This window comes from Vibrio sp. Isolate30 (genome assembly GCF_022397975.1).
In the GTDB taxonomy this organism is placed as follows: domain Bacteria; phylum Pseudomonadota; class Gammaproteobacteria; order Enterobacterales; family Vibrionaceae; genus Vibrio; species Vibrio fortis.
On record NZ_JAKEUS010000014.1, the window covers coordinates 1 to 17,766 of the forward strand.

At 47.1% G+C, this 17,766-nt stretch carries 21 protein-coding genes; 11 read left to right on the plus strand and 10 right to left on the minus strand.

The window, feature by feature from the left end; translation table 11 throughout:
- Positions 1-258: 258 nt before the first annotated feature.
- On the plus strand, positions 259-804 hold the full coding sequence (locus L1D60_RS21820; RefSeq protein ID WP_239842964.1) for a gamma carbonic anhydrase family protein: 546 nt from the start codon (positions 259-261) through the stop codon (positions 802-804).
- On the opposite strand, the gene L1D60_RS21825 is transcribed toward L1D60_RS21820, so the two are convergent.
- From L1D60_RS21825 to L1D60_RS21840, 4 genes are all read right to left on the minus strand, one after another.
- Positions 801-1,067, minus strand: a complete 267-nt coding sequence (locus L1D60_RS21825; protein WP_032548677.1) for a DUF1488 domain-containing protein — start codon at positions 1,065-1,067, stop codon at positions 801-803. The genes L1D60_RS21820 and L1D60_RS21825 overlap by 4 nt on opposite strands.
- Positions 1,068-1,069: 2 nt before the next feature.
- Positions 1,070-1,900: a shikimate dehydrogenase gene (gene aroE, locus L1D60_RS21830; RefSeq protein ID WP_239842965.1), complete on the minus strand. Its 831-nt coding sequence runs from the start codon at positions 1,898-1,900 to the stop codon at positions 1,070-1,072.
- Between the two features lie 76 nt (positions 1,901-1,976).
- Positions 1,977-2,894 carry an oxygen-dependent coproporphyrinogen oxidase gene (gene hemF, locus L1D60_RS21835; RefSeq protein WP_239842966.1) on the minus strand — a complete coding sequence of 306 codons (918 nt, stop codon included), beginning with the start codon at positions 2,892-2,894 and terminating at the stop codon, positions 1,977-1,979.
- A 21-nt stretch (positions 2,895-2,915) separates the two neighbouring features.
- Positions 2,916-3,473: an L-threonylcarbamoyladenylate synthase gene (locus L1D60_RS21840; RefSeq protein WP_239842967.1), complete on the minus strand. Its 558-nt coding sequence runs from the start codon at positions 3,471-3,473 to the stop codon at positions 2,916-2,918.
- Positions 3,474-3,671: 198 nt separating this feature from the next.
- On the opposite strand from L1D60_RS21840, the gene purE reads away from it, so the two are divergent.
- Positions 3,672-4,157, plus strand: a complete 486-nt coding sequence (gene purE, locus L1D60_RS21845; protein ID WP_004739348.1) for a 5-(carboxyamino)imidazole ribonucleotide mutase — start codon at positions 3,672-3,674, stop codon at positions 4,155-4,157.
- 5 nt (positions 4,158-4,162) lie between these two features.
- Positions 4,163-5,293: a 5-(carboxyamino)imidazole ribonucleotide synthase gene (locus L1D60_RS21850; protein WP_239842968.1), complete on the plus strand. Its 1,131-nt coding sequence runs from the start codon at positions 4,163-4,165 to the stop codon at positions 5,291-5,293.
- A 41-nt stretch (positions 5,294-5,334) separates the two neighbouring features.
- Here L1D60_RS21850 and L1D60_RS21855 read toward each other — a convergent pair whose 3' ends face one another.
- Genes L1D60_RS21855 through L1D60_RS21870 form a run of 4 tightly spaced genes read right to left on the minus strand, consistent with a single transcriptional unit; the run spans position 5,335 to position 8,597 of the window.
- Positions 5,335-5,907, minus strand: a complete 573-nt coding sequence (locus tag L1D60_RS21855) for a topoisomerase DNA-binding C4 zinc finger domain-containing protein (RefSeq protein WP_239842969.1) — start codon at positions 5,905-5,907, stop codon at positions 5,335-5,337.
- 12 nt (positions 5,908-5,919) lie between these two features.
- On the minus strand, positions 5,920-6,396 hold the full coding sequence (locus tag L1D60_RS21860; protein WP_275665802.1) for a DUF494 family protein: 477 nt from the start codon (positions 6,394-6,396) through the stop codon (positions 5,920-5,922).
- 2 nt (positions 6,397-6,398) lie between these two features.
- Complete coding sequence (gene dprA / locus L1D60_RS21865; RefSeq protein WP_239842970.1) at positions 6,399-7,511, minus strand: DNA-processing protein DprA; 1,113 nt, start codon at positions 7,509-7,511, stop codon at positions 6,399-6,401.
- A gap of 9 nt (positions 7,512-7,520) precedes the next feature.
- Positions 7,521-8,597: a LysM peptidoglycan-binding domain-containing protein gene (locus L1D60_RS21870; protein WP_239842971.1), complete on the minus strand. Its 1,077-nt coding sequence runs from the start codon at positions 8,595-8,597 to the stop codon at positions 7,521-7,523.
- Positions 8,598-8,737: 140 nt separating this feature from the next.
- Here L1D60_RS21870 and def point away from each other — a divergent pair, with 140 nt between their 5' ends.
- The 6 genes from def (at position 8,738) to L1D60_RS21900 (ending at position 15,125) form a co-directional block, all read left to right on the plus strand.
- A complete protein-coding gene (def, locus tag L1D60_RS21875; protein WP_032548665.1) occupies positions 8,738-9,253 on the plus strand; it encodes a peptide deformylase in 516 nt (171 codons plus the stop codon).
- Between the two features lie 33 nt (positions 9,254-9,286).
- Positions 9,287-10,234 carry a methionyl-tRNA formyltransferase gene (gene fmt, locus L1D60_RS21880; RefSeq protein WP_239842972.1) on the plus strand — a complete coding sequence of 316 codons (948 nt, stop codon included), beginning with the start codon at positions 9,287-9,289 and terminating at the stop codon, positions 10,232-10,234.
- Between the two features lie 88 nt (positions 10,235-10,322).
- Positions 10,323-11,603 (plus strand): 16S rRNA (cytosine(967)-C(5))-methyltransferase RsmB, encoded by a 1,281-nt coding sequence (gene rsmB, locus L1D60_RS21885; RefSeq protein ID WP_239842973.1) that lies wholly within the window; start codon positions 10,323-10,325, stop codon positions 11,601-11,603.
- A 91-nt stretch (positions 11,604-11,694) separates the two neighbouring features.
- Positions 11,695-13,071: a Trk system potassium transporter TrkA gene (gene trkA / locus L1D60_RS21890; protein ID WP_032548662.1), complete on the plus strand. Its 1,377-nt coding sequence runs from the start codon at positions 11,695-11,697 to the stop codon at positions 13,069-13,071.
- 20 nt (positions 13,072-13,091) lie between these two features.
- Complete coding sequence (locus L1D60_RS21895; RefSeq protein ID WP_239842974.1) at positions 13,092-14,537, plus strand: TrkH family potassium uptake protein; 1,446 nt, start codon at positions 13,092-13,094, stop codon at positions 14,535-14,537.
- A gap of 24 nt (positions 14,538-14,561) precedes the next feature.
- Positions 14,562-15,125 carry a DUF3157 family protein gene (locus tag L1D60_RS21900; RefSeq protein WP_239842975.1) on the plus strand — a complete coding sequence of 188 codons (564 nt, stop codon included), beginning with the start codon at positions 14,562-14,564 and terminating at the stop codon, positions 15,123-15,125.
- Here L1D60_RS21900 and L1D60_RS21905 read toward each other — a convergent pair.
- Positions 15,122-15,775 carry a hemolysin III family protein gene (locus tag L1D60_RS21905; protein WP_239842976.1) on the minus strand — a complete coding sequence of 218 codons (654 nt, stop codon included), beginning with the start codon at positions 15,773-15,775 and terminating at the stop codon, positions 15,122-15,124. The two genes, L1D60_RS21900 and L1D60_RS21905, sit on opposite strands and share 4 nt — an antisense overlap.
- 104 nt (positions 15,776-15,879) lie before the next feature.
- Positions 15,880-16,671 (minus strand): sporulation protein, encoded by a 792-nt coding sequence (locus L1D60_RS21910; protein ID WP_239842977.1) that lies wholly within the window; start codon positions 16,669-16,671, stop codon positions 15,880-15,882.
- A 282-nt stretch (positions 16,672-16,953) separates the two neighbouring features.
- On the opposite strand from L1D60_RS21910, the gene L1D60_RS21915 reads away from it, so the two are divergent.
- On the plus strand, positions 16,954-17,121 hold the full coding sequence (locus tag L1D60_RS21915; RefSeq protein WP_239842978.1) for a hypothetical protein: 168 nt from the start codon (positions 16,954-16,956) through the stop codon (positions 17,119-17,121).
- Between the two features lie 109 nt (positions 17,122-17,230).
- Positions 17,231-17,494: a YihD family protein gene (locus L1D60_RS21920; RefSeq protein ID WP_032548658.1), complete on the plus strand. Its 264-nt coding sequence runs from the start codon at positions 17,231-17,233 to the stop codon at positions 17,492-17,494.
- Positions 17,495-17,766: the final 272 nt, after the last annotated feature.

Sequence of the window (17,766 nt, forward strand, 5' to 3'; positions counted from 1 at the left end):
TTAGTGTCAACCACTTTTTTCAAAACTTTTTTCAAGCGCTTAGCTTGGCTAATTTGGCTTGCTGATTCGTTTTGGTTTCCTAAGAAGCCATCCCGTGTCAGCGAGGTGGCATTATAGAGATTGCGATCACATTGGCAAGCCCTTTTTTACGTTTTTTTTTGTTTTTTGATTGTTCGGATAAAAAACACCCAAAAACGGCCATTTATCCTAGTCAGAGACCCAATAATGCTCTTAAGCTAGCTATATAAAGGAGGATTTATGAGTTCTATACGCAGTTATAAAGGTATCGCACCGAAAATAGGCCAAGATGTCTATATAGATGAAACCGCAGTATTAGTTGGTGATATCAAGATTGGTAACGACTCTAGTGTTTGGCCTTTGGTTGCAGCAAGAGGCGATGTTAATCATATCCATATTGGTCAACGTACAAATATCCAAGATGGTTCAGTTCTTCATGTCACCCATAAAAACAAGGAGAATCCTGACGGCTATCCTTTGATTATCGGTAATGATGTCACGATTGGCCACAAGGTGATGTTGCACGGTTGCACCATTCAAGATCGGGTATTGGTAGGAATGGGAGCGATCATTCTAGACAATGTTGTCGTAGAGCAAGAAGTAATGATTGGTGCTGGCAGTTTAGTTCCGCCAAACAAAGTTTTAGAGAGCGGTTATTTGTATGTGGGAAGCCCAGTAAAACAAGCACGTCCTTTAACAGATAAAGAACGTGCTTTTCTCCAGAAGTCTGCCGACAACTATGTTCAGAACAAAAATGACTATTTAGATTCAGTTCGCCCTGTTTAAGACGCTTGAATCTCGATTTGACCAGAGGAGTTAAACTCCTCTTCTTCTATTAGCTCTTCTGCTAGTTCTTCTAAGTCAAAACGCAGCTCACTGAACACCTCAATAGCTTGTTCATTTGTTACTTCACGTCCTGCTAGTTTTCCTAGCTCTTCTAAAGTAATAGTGCACTCGATGAGTGCGCCACTTTGTTGAGCCGGGAAAACGACGCATTGATTCTCTGCATCCCAGGTTTGGATGTCAGGAAACAAAATTGACTGATTCATTATTAAGCCTCTAGGTTCTTTCTCAATTCTCTGAGGATTTGCTTTGTACCCGGTCTTAGACCTCGCCACAACATAAAGCTTTCAGCCGCCTGACCCACTAGCATGCCTAAGCCATCATAAGCAGCGTGGGCACCATTATCCAATGCCCAGCGATTAAAGACCGTGCGTCCCGAACCATAGACCATGTCATAAACGGTACTTGTTGGTGTGAATATCTCGGCGGACACTTTTGGAAGTTCACCGCTCAACCCTGAAGAAGTAGAGTTAATGATCACATCAAAGCCTTCATTCACTTCATCAAGCCCAACGCCTGAGACATGACCAAAAGAAGTAAACATTTCTGCAAGTAGTTGTGCTTTAGAAGCTGTACGGTTGGCAATCACTAACTGGCGAGGACTGTGGTCAAGCAATGGCTTAATCACACCTCTTGCTGCACCGCCAGCTCCAAGCAGTAGAATACGAGCGTCTTTTAATACCACTTGGTGTTGCAATAAATCTTGGACAAGCCCCTCACCATCGGTGTTGTCACCAATGATCTCACCGTCATCAAGCTTTTTAAGGGTGTTCACGGCGCCAGCTAGTTGAGCTCGCTCGGTTAGACGATCCGCGAATTGGTATGCGTCTTCTTTAAACGGTGCTGTGACGTTACAGCCTTTACCACCATTGCCAAAAAAATCTTTCGCTGCAATGAGAAAATCATCTGGCTCAGGCTGTTGAGATGTATAGGTAAGTTGCTGGTTCGTTTGGCGAGCAAATAGCGTATGAATAAATGGTGATTTACTTTGACTAATTGGGTTTCCAAAAACGGCATAGCGATCTATGTACTGTGTCATATCCTTACCTAACAGAGCTTATGAAAAAGGGTCATCGAATGATGACCCTATCACTATACCTATAAGGAAGGAAGTCTTACCAAACTCTAGGTTTTAAATAGTCTGTGTACAGTAACGCCTCTGGTGAACCCTCTTGAGGTTCGTATCGATACTCCCATCGTGCCAGTGGTGGCATCGACATCAAGATCGACTCAGTACGCCCACCACTTTGTAGACCAAATAGAGTGCCGCGATCATAGACTAGATTGAACTCTACGTAGCGACCACGACGATAGAGTTGGAAATCGCGTTCACGTTCGCCGTAAGGCGTCTCTTTTCTTCGTTCAACAATTGGTAGATAAGCTTGGGTATAACCCTCACCAACCGCTTGCATGTAAGCAAAGCTCTTCTCAAAGCCCCACTCATTTAAGTCATCAAAGAACAAGCCGCCTACACCACGAGTTTCATCACGATGAGGTAGGTAAAAATACTTATCACACCACTCTTTATGTTGCTGATAAACATCATCGCCAAATGGCGCACATAGATCTTTCGCTGTTTGGTGCCAAGATTTGCAATCTTCAGCAAATGGGTAGAACGGGGTCAAGTCGAAGCCACCACCAAACCACCAGATGGGCGCTTCACCCTCTTTCTCTGCAATGAAAAATCGTACATTGGCATGAGAGGTTGGGATATATGGGTTCTTAGGATGGATCACCAAGGAAACACCCATTGCCTCAAATTTTCGGCCAGCAAGCTCTGGTCGATGTGCAGTCGCTGATGCTGGCATCTCTTTGCCTGCGACGTGGGAAAAGTTCACTCCACCCTGTTCAAATACGGCACCATTAGTCATAACACGCGTACGACCACCACCGCCAAGACGCTCACCAGGCTCACGTTGCCATGCGTCTTCTTCAAACGCCGCAACACCATCGGCTTGTTCTAGCTGTTGGCAAATCGAATCTTGTAAGTTGAGCAAGAACTGCTTTACCGCATCTTTATCAATTGCTGACATGTTTCTTCCTTTGTGCAGGGTTTAGCCCTGTCTTAATATTTGAGAAGTCTTGGCATCACGGATTTCACTTGGCTTATCACGGCCTCCCGTTTCACCCTCAAGTATTGCCACCAGCTTATGACCAAGCTGTTGTTTCACTTCTTCTGTGGTCATACACGGCGGCTCACCCGACAGGTTTGCGCTGGTAGAGGTTAACGGCTTTCCAAGCGCATTACACATCTTCTGTACCAAAGGGTGATCAGTTACACGTACCGCAATTGAATCGAATTGACCACTCACCCAACCCGTCACCCGAGTACTAGCTGGCATGATCCAAGTAACTGGCCCTGGCCATGTCGCTTTCACACTGGCCAGTTGTTCTGCTGTGAGTTGGCTTTCATCTATATAAGGAAGCAGCTGTTCATAGCTAGCAGCAATCAAGATAAGACCCTTTTCCACCGGGCGCTGTTTAAGTTCAAGTAATTTTTGGATGGCTTGCGGGTTATCAGGGTCGCAGCCCACACCAAATACACCTTCAGTTGGGTAAGCGATGACTTCACCTTGTTGTAATGCCTGTAAAGTATTCTGAAAGTTGTCCACGGGTTGCCTCACCTATTTCTGCTATTAAACTCGTTAAGTGTACAAATAATCACTAACTGTGACTAAAGCTATTTGTTTATAAAATGTATCAAATGGCAACTTTGACTAACGCAAACGTTTTCCTTAAGCAATTTTCCCCGTATAATGCGCGCAAATTATCTAAATCACTTAATCAAATCGTACCTGAAGGAGTTTGAGATGACTGTCGGTATTATCATGGGTTCTAAATCTGATTGGCCAACAATGAAGCTAGCAGCAGATATGTTGGATCAATTTGGCGTAGCGTACGAAACAAAAGTGGTTTCTGCTCACCGCACTCCTCAACTATTAGCAGATTACGCAACTAGCGCAAAAGAGCGTGGCATTAAGGTGATCATTGCAGGTGCGGGCGGTGCAGCTCATCTACCAGGTATGGCTGCGGCGTTTACGAGTGTTCCAGTTCTTGGTGTACCTGTTCAGTCGAAGGCGCTGAAGGGTATGGATTCTCTGCTTTCTATCGTGCAAATGCCAAAAGGTATCGCGGTAGGCACGCTAGCTATCGGTGAAGCAGGTGCAGCGAACGCGGGTATTCTAGCGGCACAAATCATTGGTACACACAATGAAGAAGTAATGGCAAAAGTAGAAGCATTCCGCTCTGAACAAACAGAAACGGTACTTGCTAATCCAAACCCTGCAGAGGACTAATTCCCATGCATGTTCTTGTGTTAGGCGCGGGCCAGCTTGCTCGTATGATGTCCCTAGCTGGGGCACCGCTGAATATTGAAATTTCTGCTTTTGATGTTGGCAGCAAAAATATTGTTCATCCATTAACGCAAGCGATTCTAGGTAACGGCTTAGAAAATGCGATAGAGCGCGCGGACTTCATTACTGCTGAGTTCGAACACATCCCTCATGATGTACTTGAAGTGTGTGAGCGCAATGGCAAGTTCCTACCGACAACCGAAGCGATCAAAGCAGGTGGTGATCGTCGTCTTGAAAAAGCTCTGCTCGACCAAGCAGGTGTGAAAAACGCTAAATACGCAGTGATCAACACTCGCGAAGACTTTGACCACGCTATCTCGCATGTCGGTCTACCTATGGTGCTTAAAAGCACACTGGGTGGTTACGATGGCAAAGGTCAATGGCGTCTTAAGTCATTAGACGCAGTGGAAAGCGTTTGGGCGGAGATGGCAGAGTGCATCGCGGCGACCGACAACCAAGCGATTGTTGCAGAAGAGTTTGTCCCATTTGATCGTGAGGTCTCTTTAGTTGGTGCTCGTGGTAAAGATGGCGAAATTCAGGTTTACCCACTGGCTGAAAACGTTCATACCAATGGAGTGCTGAGTCTATCGACAGCGATTGATGACATTGAGCTACAGGAACAAGCTAAGACGATGTTCACTGCGGTTGCTGAGCGCTTGGATTACGTTGGTGTGCTAGCGCTTGAGTTCTTTGATGTTCAAGGTGCACTACTCGTTAACGAGATTGCGCCACGTGTTCATAACTCTGGTCACTGGACGCAGCAAGGTGCTGAGACTTGTCAGTTTGAGAATCACCTTCGTGCCGTATGTGGTATGCCGTTAGGTAGCACTAAGCTGATTCGCCCGACTGCAATGATCAATATCCTTGGTGAAGACACACTACCAAATGAGATCCTAGCGCAAGCAGGGTGCCACGTTCACTGGTATGGCAAAGAAAAACGTGCAGGTCGTAAGATGGGTCACATCAACGTCAGTGCTGACTACACTGCAGAACTGCAACGCACGCTTTGCGGTCTAGCGAATATTCTGGATAAAGCAGCCTACCCTGCAATCCATGATTTTGCCGAGCAGATGCAGTAAGTTAAAATCAATTAAAAACGGCGCTCAATGAGCGCCGTTTTTTATGCTTGTTCTTGAATGTGGTGACACTTTCGATCAGCACATTGCTTTTTAACGCCATGCGCTGTTTTCTTCTCGACCAACAATGGGAATCGGCAGACTTCACAACGACCAATAATCGGTGGCTGATTTACTGCAAACTTGCACTTGGGGTAGTTATCACATGCAAAGAACAGTTTTCCGTAGCGAGACTTACGCTCAACAAGATGGCCTTTTCCACACTCTGGGCAGGCGACTTGTGGCGCTTGCGTCTGTTCTTCTTTCGGTTGATCGAGAGACTCTATGTGATGGCACTCTGGATAGCTGCTGCAGCCGATAAACATACCGTAGCGCCCCTGTCTTAATACCAACTCACTTTGGCATTTAGGACAAGGCACACCGAGCTCTTTGACGATGTGCCCATCGTTTTGATGCAGCGGCTTGATGTAGTCGCATTCTGGGTAATGAGTACACCCCATAAACGGGCCGTGCTTACCGTGACGAAGCTGTAACTCACCATCACACTGAGGACACGCTTCATGTTCGAGCGCGTGCTCATGGGCGGAAAAAAGCTGATGATCGATCTTACTACTCATGACAAGCCTGTATTAATGCAAGATACCTTGCTCTTTGGTGTACAACAGCTCTTCCATTTGCGTGTAAGCACTCTCATTACCTGGTACGTTAAACAGCACCATTAAGATAATCCATTTGAGATCATCCAACTCAAACTCATTGGTTTCTAACCCCATCACTCGGTCGATCACCATCTCACGAATTTCAGTGGTCAGCACATTAATTTGCTCTAAGAATAGAAGAAAGCCGCGACACTCTAGATTGATTCGTGCCATTTCTCGCTTGGTATACACACGCATGGAGGTATTCGAAGAGACCGAAATCGCCGCTTGGCTGTCGGTTTCTTGCAATGCAGCGAGATCTTCTAACCAGTGAAGCGCCTTATAAATATCGTCTTGGTGAAACCCTGCTCGAAGTAATTCTTCTTCAAGCTCGTCTTGATCCACCTGCAATTCAGAATCGCTATGGATGTAGGTTTCAAACAGGTACATCAGAATGTCCATCATCATAGCTAGCCTCTCCCCTTTCGAATATAGCCACCAGAAACTGCAACAACATGCCCTAAAAGTTCTAACTCTAAGAGCTGCATCATGACCTCATGCACAGGTATATGGGTTCGCTGTGCCAAAATATCAACGGGTGTCGCCTCTAACCCTACGTTAGCTAACAGATGTGGAAATGGCAATTGTTCATTTGCATTGTCAGTTGTTGGCGCATCAAACAGACTGGGTTGTACTTCAATAGACCAATCTAATAGGCTTTTTATTTCAACAAGGACATCTTGAGCACTCTGCACTAGGCAAGCGCCCGACTTGATTAAACTGTTTCCTCCACGACTGGTAGGGCTGTGTATTGAACCTGGCAAAGCAAAGACTTCTCGCCCTTGTTCTAATGCGTAGCGAGCCGTAATCAAGGAACCGCTCTTTTCCGCCGCTTCAACCACCAATGTGCCTAGCGACAAGCCACTGATAATGCGATTACGACGTGGGAAGTTTTCAGGACGCGGCTTAGCAGAAGGGCGAAACTCAGAGATTAACGCCCCTTGTTCTGCGACTCGTTCCGCGAGTTTACGGTGACGAGCCGGATAAACCGCATTCAACCCAGAGCCTAATACAGCAAAGGTTTCTCCTCCACCCGACAAGGCTCCATCATGGGCATAGCCATCAATACCGAGCGCTAGGCCACTGGTAACAATCAAACCACTCTGGGCGAATTCTCGAGCGAAGGCTTTGGCTGTTTGCAAGCCTTCCAAGCTCGCATTGCGACTGCCGACCATCGCGATCTGAGGATCACTCAGTGTTTTAATATTGCCGCGCACAAATAAGGCGCTCGGCGCACTGGCTATCTGTCGCAAGCAAGGTGGATACGCTACGCATTGGTGAGTAACGATATGATGTGTCGAATCTTGTGCTTGCCATGCTAAGCACTCTTCAATTAGAGGCTCAGTTTTGAATTTGAGGTAGGTTATTTGCGAATCTGAAAAACCAATAGCCGACAGCTGTTCGTGGGTGTAATCAACAAGATTTTGAGGTGAATCGATAGCCAGCAAGCGCTTAAGACGCTTCATACCCAACTTAGGGACAAAACTTAACCTCAACCACGCCGCTAGCTCTTGCTCTGTCATTTGAGAACCCTACTCGCCTGAGCCATCACTTAAGAGCGGTGACACAGCCAAGGTGTCCTGACTAATAGGTTTACTGCTTTGAGTAACTAAAGCCAAACTGAAATACTGATAAGGCCTTATTACCATCAGATTCCCTATCTCAGTATTTGGCAATTGGATCTTATCGCCCAATGTCTCACTGTCGTAACTGTAGTCACCCTGCTGACCATAGACCACAGCGCCAGACTGACTAAGTGAAAACATCGAACCTTGGCGAAGATTGTCGTGTGTACCTCTATCAATCACCACCACCTGATTCTTGGCACTGAATTTCCCGCCCTCCAAGGACCCAACGATATGTGCAAACTGCCCTGCAGCAGTCGGTGTCGGGTAAAAGGTCGTCGTCAGTGTGGCTTGATCGATATTCAATACAGGCAGCACTACATCATTCACTAAAATCTCTTGCTGCTGGGAATCGACCTGCAAACTACTAAAAGAGGCTTCTACGGAATGGAGACGAGCATTAGCCACTAAACGCAGCGATATCATCGACGACTGAGGATTACTGCGTTGATACTCCGCAACCGCTCGGTAGATACCCCACTTTTGATGTTGCTGTTGTCCTGATATAAACAGTCGATCTTGAGCCGTTAAAAACTTGCGCCCATCGCTGGTTCCCAATACGCGCTCAGCCGCATCGACCTCCGATTGAGTCACGAGTCGGTCCGATTGAAGATACGGAAGAACAAGCCCCTCATCGACCGTCGGTACCGCTTTTTTGGCTTTAACTCGAATCTTAGGACTCAATTTAATAACGGGTTTGAGGCTTAAAACGGGCTGGCCATTCAACCAAACTAGGGAGAGTTTATCCCCTGGATAAATCAGATGGGGATTATCTATCTCTGGGTTCACCTGCCATAAACGCGGCCATAACCAAGGGCTGTCGAGGTACATCTTTGAAATATCCCACAAGGTGTCACCTTTCTCCACGATGTACGTCTTGGGCGCGTCCTGTTTTATGTTCAGAGGAGTTGGGGGGTGCTGGGCCAGTGTCGCGGCTGAAAATGGTAGAAAAACTAGCGATAACCTTGTTAAAAAATGGCGCATGACCTCGGTTCCTTGGTCTGGATATATGACATCTAATCGTAGAATTACCTTCAGGATGCTGTCATTTGGCCTATAAAATGTCTAGAATTGAGCCAACAAGGTTTAAGCTGTTTCGGCACAGTTCAATATTTCGAGTGTATATGTCTGTATTACAAGTATTAACATTACCAGATGATCGTCTACGTACCGTGGCGAAACCGGTAAAAGAAGTTACCCCAGAGATTCAAAAGTTCGTTGATGACATGATTGAAACCATGTACGACGAAGAGGGCATTGGCCTTGCAGCAACGCAGGTTGATTTCCACCAACGTATTGTTGTTATCGATATTTCAGAGACACGTGATGAGCCAATGGTGCTGATCAACCCTGAAATCATCGAGAAGCGCGGTGAAGATGGCATCGAAGAAGGTTGTCTATCTGTTCCTGGTGCTCGCGCACTTGTGCCTCGTGCGGCAGAAGTTACCGTGAAAGCACTAGACCGCGATGGTAAAGAGTACACCTTCGACGCTGACGACCTACTGGCTATCTGTGTTCAGCATGAGCTTGATCACCTAGAAGGTAAGTTGTTTGTTGATTACCTATCGCCACTAAAGCGCAAACGTATTCAAGATAAACTAGCTAAGATCAAACGTTTCAACGAGAAACAAGCAAAATAAGCGCTAGTTAAACTAATTAGAAGGAAGCCTACCTTGAGTCAGTCTTTAAGAATTGTCTTCGCAGGTACTCCGGATTTCGCCGCCCGTCACTTGGCGGCGTTGTTGTCTTCGGAGCATGAAGTTATTGCGGTTTACACCCAACCGGATCGCCCTGCAGGTCGTGGTAAGAAGCTAACGGCAAGCCCAGTTAAAAACATCGCCCTTGAACATGATATTCCGGTTTACCAACCTGAGAACTTCAAGTCAGACGAAGCGAAGCAAGAGTTGGCTGATCTTAATGCCGACATCATGGTTGTAGTCGCTTATGGCTTGCTGCTACCTCAAGTGGTGCTAGATACTCCTCGCTTGGGTTGTATCAATGTTCACGGCTCTATCCTACCGCGCTGGCGTGGTGCTGCGCCTATCCAACGCTCTATCTGGGCAGGTGATGCAGAGACAGGCGTAACTATTATGCAGATGGATATCGGCCTAGATACGGGTGACATGCTCAGCATTGCTACGCTACCAATCGAAGCAACAGACACCAGTGCTTCAATGTACGAGAAACTCGCTGGTCTTGGCCCTGATGCTCTTGTTGAGTGTTTAGCTGACATCGCTGCAGGTAAAGCTGTTGCAGAGAAGCAAGACGACGAACTTGCTAACTACGCGAAGAAGCTGAGCAAAGAAGAGGCGCGCATCAACTGGAGTGACGACGCAGCACATATTGAGCGCTGTGTTCGTGCCTTCAACCCATGGCCAATGAGTCACTTTGAAGCCGCAGAAAACAGCATCAAGGTATGGCAAAGCCGTGTGGCAGAGCAAACTACTGATAAGCCAGCAGGTACCATTCTGCAAGCGGATAAAACCGGCATCTATGTAGCAACCGGACAAGGTGTCCTTGTTCTTGAGCAGCTACAAGTACCGGGCAAAAAAGCGATGTCAGTACAAGATATCTTGAACTCTCGCGCAAGTTGGTTTGAGGTGGGCACGCAGCTCACCTAACCCTTGCAAGACTGCACTCAATGCAGTCTATAACCTTTACGAGGGCAGAGATGCCCTCATGTATTCAATAACATAGTCGGTACTCCCCATGAATGTTCGCGCTGCTGCTGCCAATGTCCTGTTCCAAGTTGTCGATAAAGGCCACTCTCTTTCACACGCACTACCTGCGGCTCAAAAAACGATCCGCCCACGTGACCATGCTCTACTGCAAGAGATCTGTTATGGCGCTCTGCGCTACTTGCCTCGCCTAGAATCTATCGCCAACCAATTAATGGACAACCCGTTAAAAGGCAAGAAACGTGTTTTCCATCACCTGATTCTGGTTGGTATTTACCAACTGAGCTTCATGCGTATCCCTTCGCACGCAGCCGTCGGTGAGACAGTAGAAGCAACCAAAACGCTGCGTGGGCAGAACCTAAGTGGCTTAATCAACGCGGTACTACGCAATTACCTACGCGATCAAGAAGCTCTAGATGAGGCTGCGGTCAGTCACAACGCTGGCAAATACGGCCACCCAAGCTGGATCCTAAAAATGCTACAAGAAAGCTACCCAGATCAATGGGAGCAACTTGTCGAAGCGAATAACAGCAAGGCACCAATGTGGCTACGCGTGAACCGCCAGCATCACACTCGTGATGAATACGCTGAGCTACTTAAAAACGAAAACATTGAATACAGTCTGCACTCACAAGCTGCAGATGCCATAAAATTAGCTGCGCCGTGCGATGTCACTCTGCTTCCAGGCTTTGATAAAGGTTGGATTTCGGTACAAGATGCTGCCGCACAATTGTCGGTTGACTACTTGACGCCAAAAGATGGCGAACTGATTCTGGATTGCTGTGCCGCTCCGGGTGGTAAAACTGCACATATCCTTGAGCACACTAACGACACAGAAGTGGTTGCGATCGATGCAGACCCGAAACGTCTAGACCGCGTCTATGACAATCTAGAGCGTCTCCAACTGCGTGCTGATGTCATTTGTGGTGATGCTCGATACCCACAAGAGTGGTGGAGTGGTGAACAATTTGATCGTATTCTGCTTGATGCCCCTTGTTCGGCAACCGGTGTAATTCGCCGCCACCCAGACATCAAGTGGTTGCGCCGAGCGTCAGACATTGAAGCACTCGCAGAGCTGCAAAGCGAAATCATGGACGCAATGTGGGGACAATTAAAAGCTGGCGGCACTATGGTGTATGCGACCTGCTCTATCACACCACAAGAGAACGTACTTCAAGTGAAAGCGTTCCTTGAGCGTACTGCGGATGCAACACTTGTCGGCTCCGATATCGAACAACCAGGTCGTCAAATATTACCTGGCGAAGAAGATATGGATGGTTTCTACTACGCAGTGTTAGTGAAACAAGCATAATTATACAGCGGCTAAGAAGGGGTTCTTAGCCGCTGTTTCGTTGTGGTGAATATCACCAAGGCGTTAAATAACAAAAAATAAGAGATAGGCTATGAAGATCATTATCCTAGGTGCTGGACAAGTAGGCGGTACCCTTGCTGAGAACTTGGTAGGTGAAAACAATGACATCACTATTGTCGATCGCGATGGCGACCGACTGCGTGAACTTCAGGACAAATATGACCTTAGGGTAGTCAATGGCTATGCCAGCCACCCGAATACACTGCGCGAAGCCGGTGCTCAAGATGCCGATATGTTGGTTGCGGTAACCAATATGGATGAGACCAACATGGCCGCGTGTCAGGTCGCCTTTTCTCTGTTTAATACTCCGAACCGAATTGCCCGTATCCGCTCTCCTGAATATTTGGAAGAGAAAGAAGCTCTGTTCAAATCGGGTGCCATCCCTGTTGACCACCTTATTGCTCCTGAAGAGCTGGTGACCAGCTACATTGAGCGCCTAATCCAATACCCGGGCGCACTTCAGGTTGTCAGCTTCGCAGAGCAGAAAGTGAGCCTAGTAGCGGTAAAAGCCTACTATGGTGGCCCACTAGTAGGTAACGCACTTTCAGCGCTGCGCGAGCACATGCCACACATCGATACTCGCGTAGCCGCTATTTTCCGTCAAGGTCGTCCAATTCGACCACAAGGTACTACCATCATTGAAGCTGATGATGAGGTGTTCTTCGTTGCGGCAAGTAACCATATCCGCTCAGTCATGAGTGAGCTACAACGCCTTGAGAAGCCGTATCGCCGCGTCATGATTGTTGGTGGTGGTAACATCGGTGCCAGCTTAGCGAAGCGCCTAGAGCAGAGCTACAGCATCAAGCTGATTGAGCGCAGCTACACCCGTGCCGAGAAGTTGTCTGAAGAGCTTGAAAACACCATCGTCTTCTGTGGTGATGCGGCAGACCAAGAACTACTGACCGAAGAGAATATCGACCAAGTAGACGTGTTCATCGCTCTAACTAATGAAGACGAAACCAACATCATGTCAGCAATGTTGGCGAAACGAATGGGTGCCAAGAAGGTAATGGTGCTGATTCAGCGCGGTGCTTACGTCGACCTAGTACAAGGTGGTGTGATTGATATTGCGATATCTCCACAGCAAGCCACAATTTCTGCGCTACTGACGCACGTTCGTCGTGCCGATATCGTCAACGTATCATCTCTACGTCGTGGTGCTGCCGAGGCAATCGAAGCAATTGCTCACGGTGACGAAACCACTTCGAAGGTTGTCGGCCGAGCGATTGGCGATATCAAACTGCCACCAGGTACCACTATTGGTGCGATTGTGCGTGGTGAAGAGGTTCTTATCGCGCACGATAGAACTGTGATCGAACAAGATGACCACGTGGTGATGTTCTTGGTTGATAAAAAATACGTCCCAGACGTTGAGTCGCTATTCCAACCGAGTCCGTTCTTCCTATAAGAACGCACCAGTAAAACATCATGGTTAACTTACGCCCCATTCTATTAGTTATTGGGTTGGTGCTCTCCAAGCTCGCCCTGTTCATGTATGTGCCAACTTTGGTGGCATTCTTTACGGGAACGGGTGGCTTTCTAGAGTTTGGTCAATCGGTGGTGATCACCCATGTGATCGCCTTTATCTGCCTGAGCTTAGGCCGAACCGCACACTTCCGCCTTGGGGTAAGGGACATGTTCCTTATTACCTCACTAGTTTGGACCATCGCCAGCGCCTTTGCCGCACTGCCATTTGTGTTCATCAACCACATTAGCTTTACCGATGCCTACTTTGAGACCATGTCCGGTATCACCACTACCGGTTCTACCGTTCTCAGTGGTCTAGATAACATGGCGCCAAGTATCTTGCTGTGGCGCTCTATCTTGCAGTGGCTAGGTGGGGTTGGCTTCATCGTGATGGCGGTAGCCGTGCTACCAATGCTCAATGTTGGTGGTATGCGCTTATTCCAAACCGAGTCGTCGGATTGGTCCGATAAAAGTAGTCCACGCGCTAAAACGGTAGCCAAGAACATTGTTGCTGTGTATCTGGTGCTAACAGGGCTGTGCTTTATCAGCTACCTGTTTGCCGGTATGGGGATGTTTGATGCCATCAACCACGCCTTTACTACGCTCTCTACAGGCGGTTACTCCACCTCTGACGGCTCGATGAACCACTTCTCCAACAGTGCGCACTGGGTTGGTACCCTATTCATGTTCCTAGGCGGCTTGCCTTTCCTGCTGTTTGTCAGTGCTTTACGTGGACGCAAGCTGGCTCCACTCTACAAAGATGCTCAGGTTCGAGGTTTTACTTACCTGTTTCTTGCTTCGAGTGTTGTGATTTCAATGTGGTTAGTTATTCGTGATGGATACACCATGATGGATGCACTACGCGTGTCGATGTTCAATATCGTCTCAGTGGTTACGACTACCGGTTTTGGTTTGGAAGACTTCACAGCTTGGGGCGCTCTACCAACGACTCTGTTTGCCTTCTTAATGATGGCAGGAGCATGTTCAGGCTCAACCTCTGGTGGCATCAAAATATTCCGTTTCCAGATAGCAATGACCATGCTGCACAAACAGATGATGAAACTGATTCACCCTTCAGGCGTATTTGTTCAGCGTTATAACCAACGGCCAGTCAACGACGACATCGTTCGCTCTTTGGTGGCCTTTGGTTTGATGTTCTTTATTACTATTATCTTAATTGCAGGTGGCTTAAGTGCGATGGGACTCGATCCAATCACCAGCATTTCCGGTGCAATCACCGCGGTGGCCAACGTGGGCCCAGGCATGGGTAGTGTGATTGGTCCAACAGGAAACTTTGCACCACTTCCAGATGCAGCAAAATGGTTGCTAAGTTTTGGTATGCTGATGGGAAGGCTTGAGATCTTGACCCTGTTGGTACTGTTCTTCCCAGCCTTCTGGCGTCGTTAATTAAGCATTAAAAAGGAAACCATTATGCGATCTTACCTATTGATGGCTAGTGCACTACTCAGCGGTACTGCATTCGCCGATCAACTGATCACCCTACCTGATGGCAAACAGGTGAATCTTAAAGATGACTTTACATGGGAGTACGTGACGACCCAAGCTGAATCGGAAGTCACTACTTCGGATGCATCAACGAAGCCAAGCATCGCTGCGATTCCTGTTGCGACCGCCGTTACCGGTACCACGATTAAGCTTAACGATACTAAGCCGAGCCTGCAGTTGTCGAAGTCTGGTGTGGATATTCTGCTTGGCGCTGCAAGTTATCAAGATGGTGAACTCGTCATTCCAACAGCAATCACTAACCAAGGCACTCAGCCAATCATCTTGGTTTCACTGAAGGTTAAAGTGCTCTCGACAGACGGTAAGCTGCTCGCAGAGCAACAGGTTGATACTTGGAAATCCATCAAACGTATGGCTGATACCTACCTTCGCCCACAAAGCAGCGCCGAAGGTAAGTTGATTAAGCTAGCACTGGATAAACAAGACCAGTACCAACTCCAAGCTGAAGTGATTGAGGTTTTGGCTCGCTAAACTGGCGTAACGTATAGATAGATCGCAAAGAAATGACAAGCGCATCCCGCCAATACAAACAGATGCCAAATAGCATGGTTGTATGGGATGCGTTTTGCGACATAGAAAATCACACCCAGAGAATAGATAACTCCGCCCGCAGCCAGCAAGATCAAGCCGCCTAAATCCACACTCTTCGCCAGTTGATAAATCACTATCAACGATAGCCACCCCATTGCTAGATACGTGACTAACGACAAGCGCTTAAAGCGATACACAAAGGCAATTTTCATGACGATACCGACCAAGGCTATCGCCCAAATCACGCCCATTAACCCAAAGGCCAACGGCGTTCTCAAGCTAACTAATAAGAACGGGGTATAACTACCAGCGATCAACAGATAGATCGCACAGTGATCGAGGGTTTTCAGTAACCGCTTAGTTTTTTCGGTGGTAATCGAATGATAGAGAGTGGAAGCCAAAAACAACAAGATAATACTGCTGCCGTAGGTCGCCATACTTGCCACGGTAAGTAAATCCGCATTGAGCTGATCGGCTTTGATGAGCAATAAGATTAAACCAACAATACCCAACACCACCCCAAGGCCGTGTGTGATCGCATTGGCTCGCTCTTCTATTTCGCTATATTCACTGACGTTGGCTTCAGACATGGGCATCCTACTAGAGTAATCGAACAATTACTCTAGTATTACACATTAAGCTTACACGTGTAAGCTTAAATTTTTATGCACCGTATTATAGTCGGATGAAGGAGCTAAGAGACGCTTTCCAAATACTCTATCACCATCTCACCGGCTTGCTGTGGTGAGGTATCAAGAGGAATGCTTAGCTGGCGTTTGAGTTTGCCGACACCAAGTAGGCTCGCCAACATACCTTTAGCGCCATCACGATTGCGGTCGATCTCAAACCACATCTTTAGCTCTTGCTCATCTCTATGGGCCACGACCTCTAGCTCACGCCAACGGCCATGATAGGGCCCGGTCGTTGGTACGAACTCAAACTCTTGAACAAACGGTAATTCAAAGCCATCTACCGCTTCACACTCGACTTGTCGAATGCGTAAGCCTTGGGCTTCAAGTTTGTTAAAGATGCCATCAAGCAACTCGTCAGGACGTACCGTGAGCACATCTTTATCAGATGGGTCGATTGCCATCGCGATGTCTAATCCGGTTTCCAACCACACTTTCGCATCACCAATGGTGACCGGCGTATTGAGTGGAACATCAAACTCGCACTCGAAATCACGCGTTTCGCCCGGCTCAATCGTGAAGGCATAAGGCAGACTCCACTTCGCCAGTGAGTATGTTTGATGAACGCGACGCGTCTGACCTCGATCTTGCTTATCGGGGTTAATAGGAACTTCCTTGATGTAACGGCAGCACAAGTTGAGGTCGATGTTATCGATATCTTGAGGTTGAGAGCCACCGTAAACGTGCACAATAATGTTGGCTTTACGGCCTGGGTAAAGCACTTCTTGCTGCAGTACTGAATCTACCTTCGCCGATCCAATACCAAAACTTGCTAGCGTTTTCTTTAAGAACGACATATGCACCTCCTTTAAAGCACCATCTTAAGCCTGAAAGAGGTTCAAACTCAAATATACTGCTCACACAATTTTAGCTGTTATTGGCGGGTATTTTTCCAACAAGCATCGATCGTTCAACCAGATGATGATAATCTGTTATTGATATGCACGCATATCATTATCCTGATTCATGATTGGATTGGCGAAAGCCAGACGAGCCTAACTTTAAGCAATTAAAGCGCAGCTCATTTTGGATCAGGCCATTAAATTGGCAATGGATATGCCTGACCGTTAGGTAACTCAATGCGACCAACAGCTGTCAGGTTTTCGCACACCAACCGTAGTGCGATGCGTCGTCGTAGTGGCTTTGTAGCTGCTCCAACGGCAAAGAAAGTGGCACCAACAATGACTCTTGTTGAGAAGACTGCTCTGCTTACGTCTAGCTCTGCAAAAGTAATTAAAGCCGCATAACAAAAAGCGCAGTTTTTACTGCGCTTTTTTCTTGCCTGTTGGATTGGTATTCCGTATCCGATTTGATACCTTTACTGCAAATCATTATAAAATTTGTGGAGAATAAAAAATGAAATGCCATCGCATTGAAGAGCTGATCGAGCTAATGGAGCCTGAGTGGCAAAAAGACCAAGAGCTAAACCTGCTCGAATTCATTATTAAGCTATCTAAAGAGGCAGGCTACGAAGGTAAACTGGAAGATCTCACCGATGACGTACTGATCTACCACCTTAAGATGCGTAACAGCCAAAAAGACGAGATGATTCCTGGCCTGAAAAAAGACCAAGAAGACGATTTCAAAACTGCAATCCTAAAAGCACGCGGCATCATCTAGTCCCACTCAGTTTCAGCTCAACTCATTTAAAGGCGACCATTCGGTCGCTTTTTTGTTTCTGTTCGCTATTTTTTCGTCACAACTGTTATGAGTTTTGTTGCTAAAGGTTGATAGCGTTAAAGAAATGAGAACAGTATTGTCGCTATAATCGCCTCCCATAAGAATCTTCTAAAATAAGAGTAGCGTGTATAGGGTCCAGTGATATACCAAAGCTACGGTATGCAAGATTCTCCCGCAGAGTTACTTAAAGCAATGTCATAAAGTGCCCACAC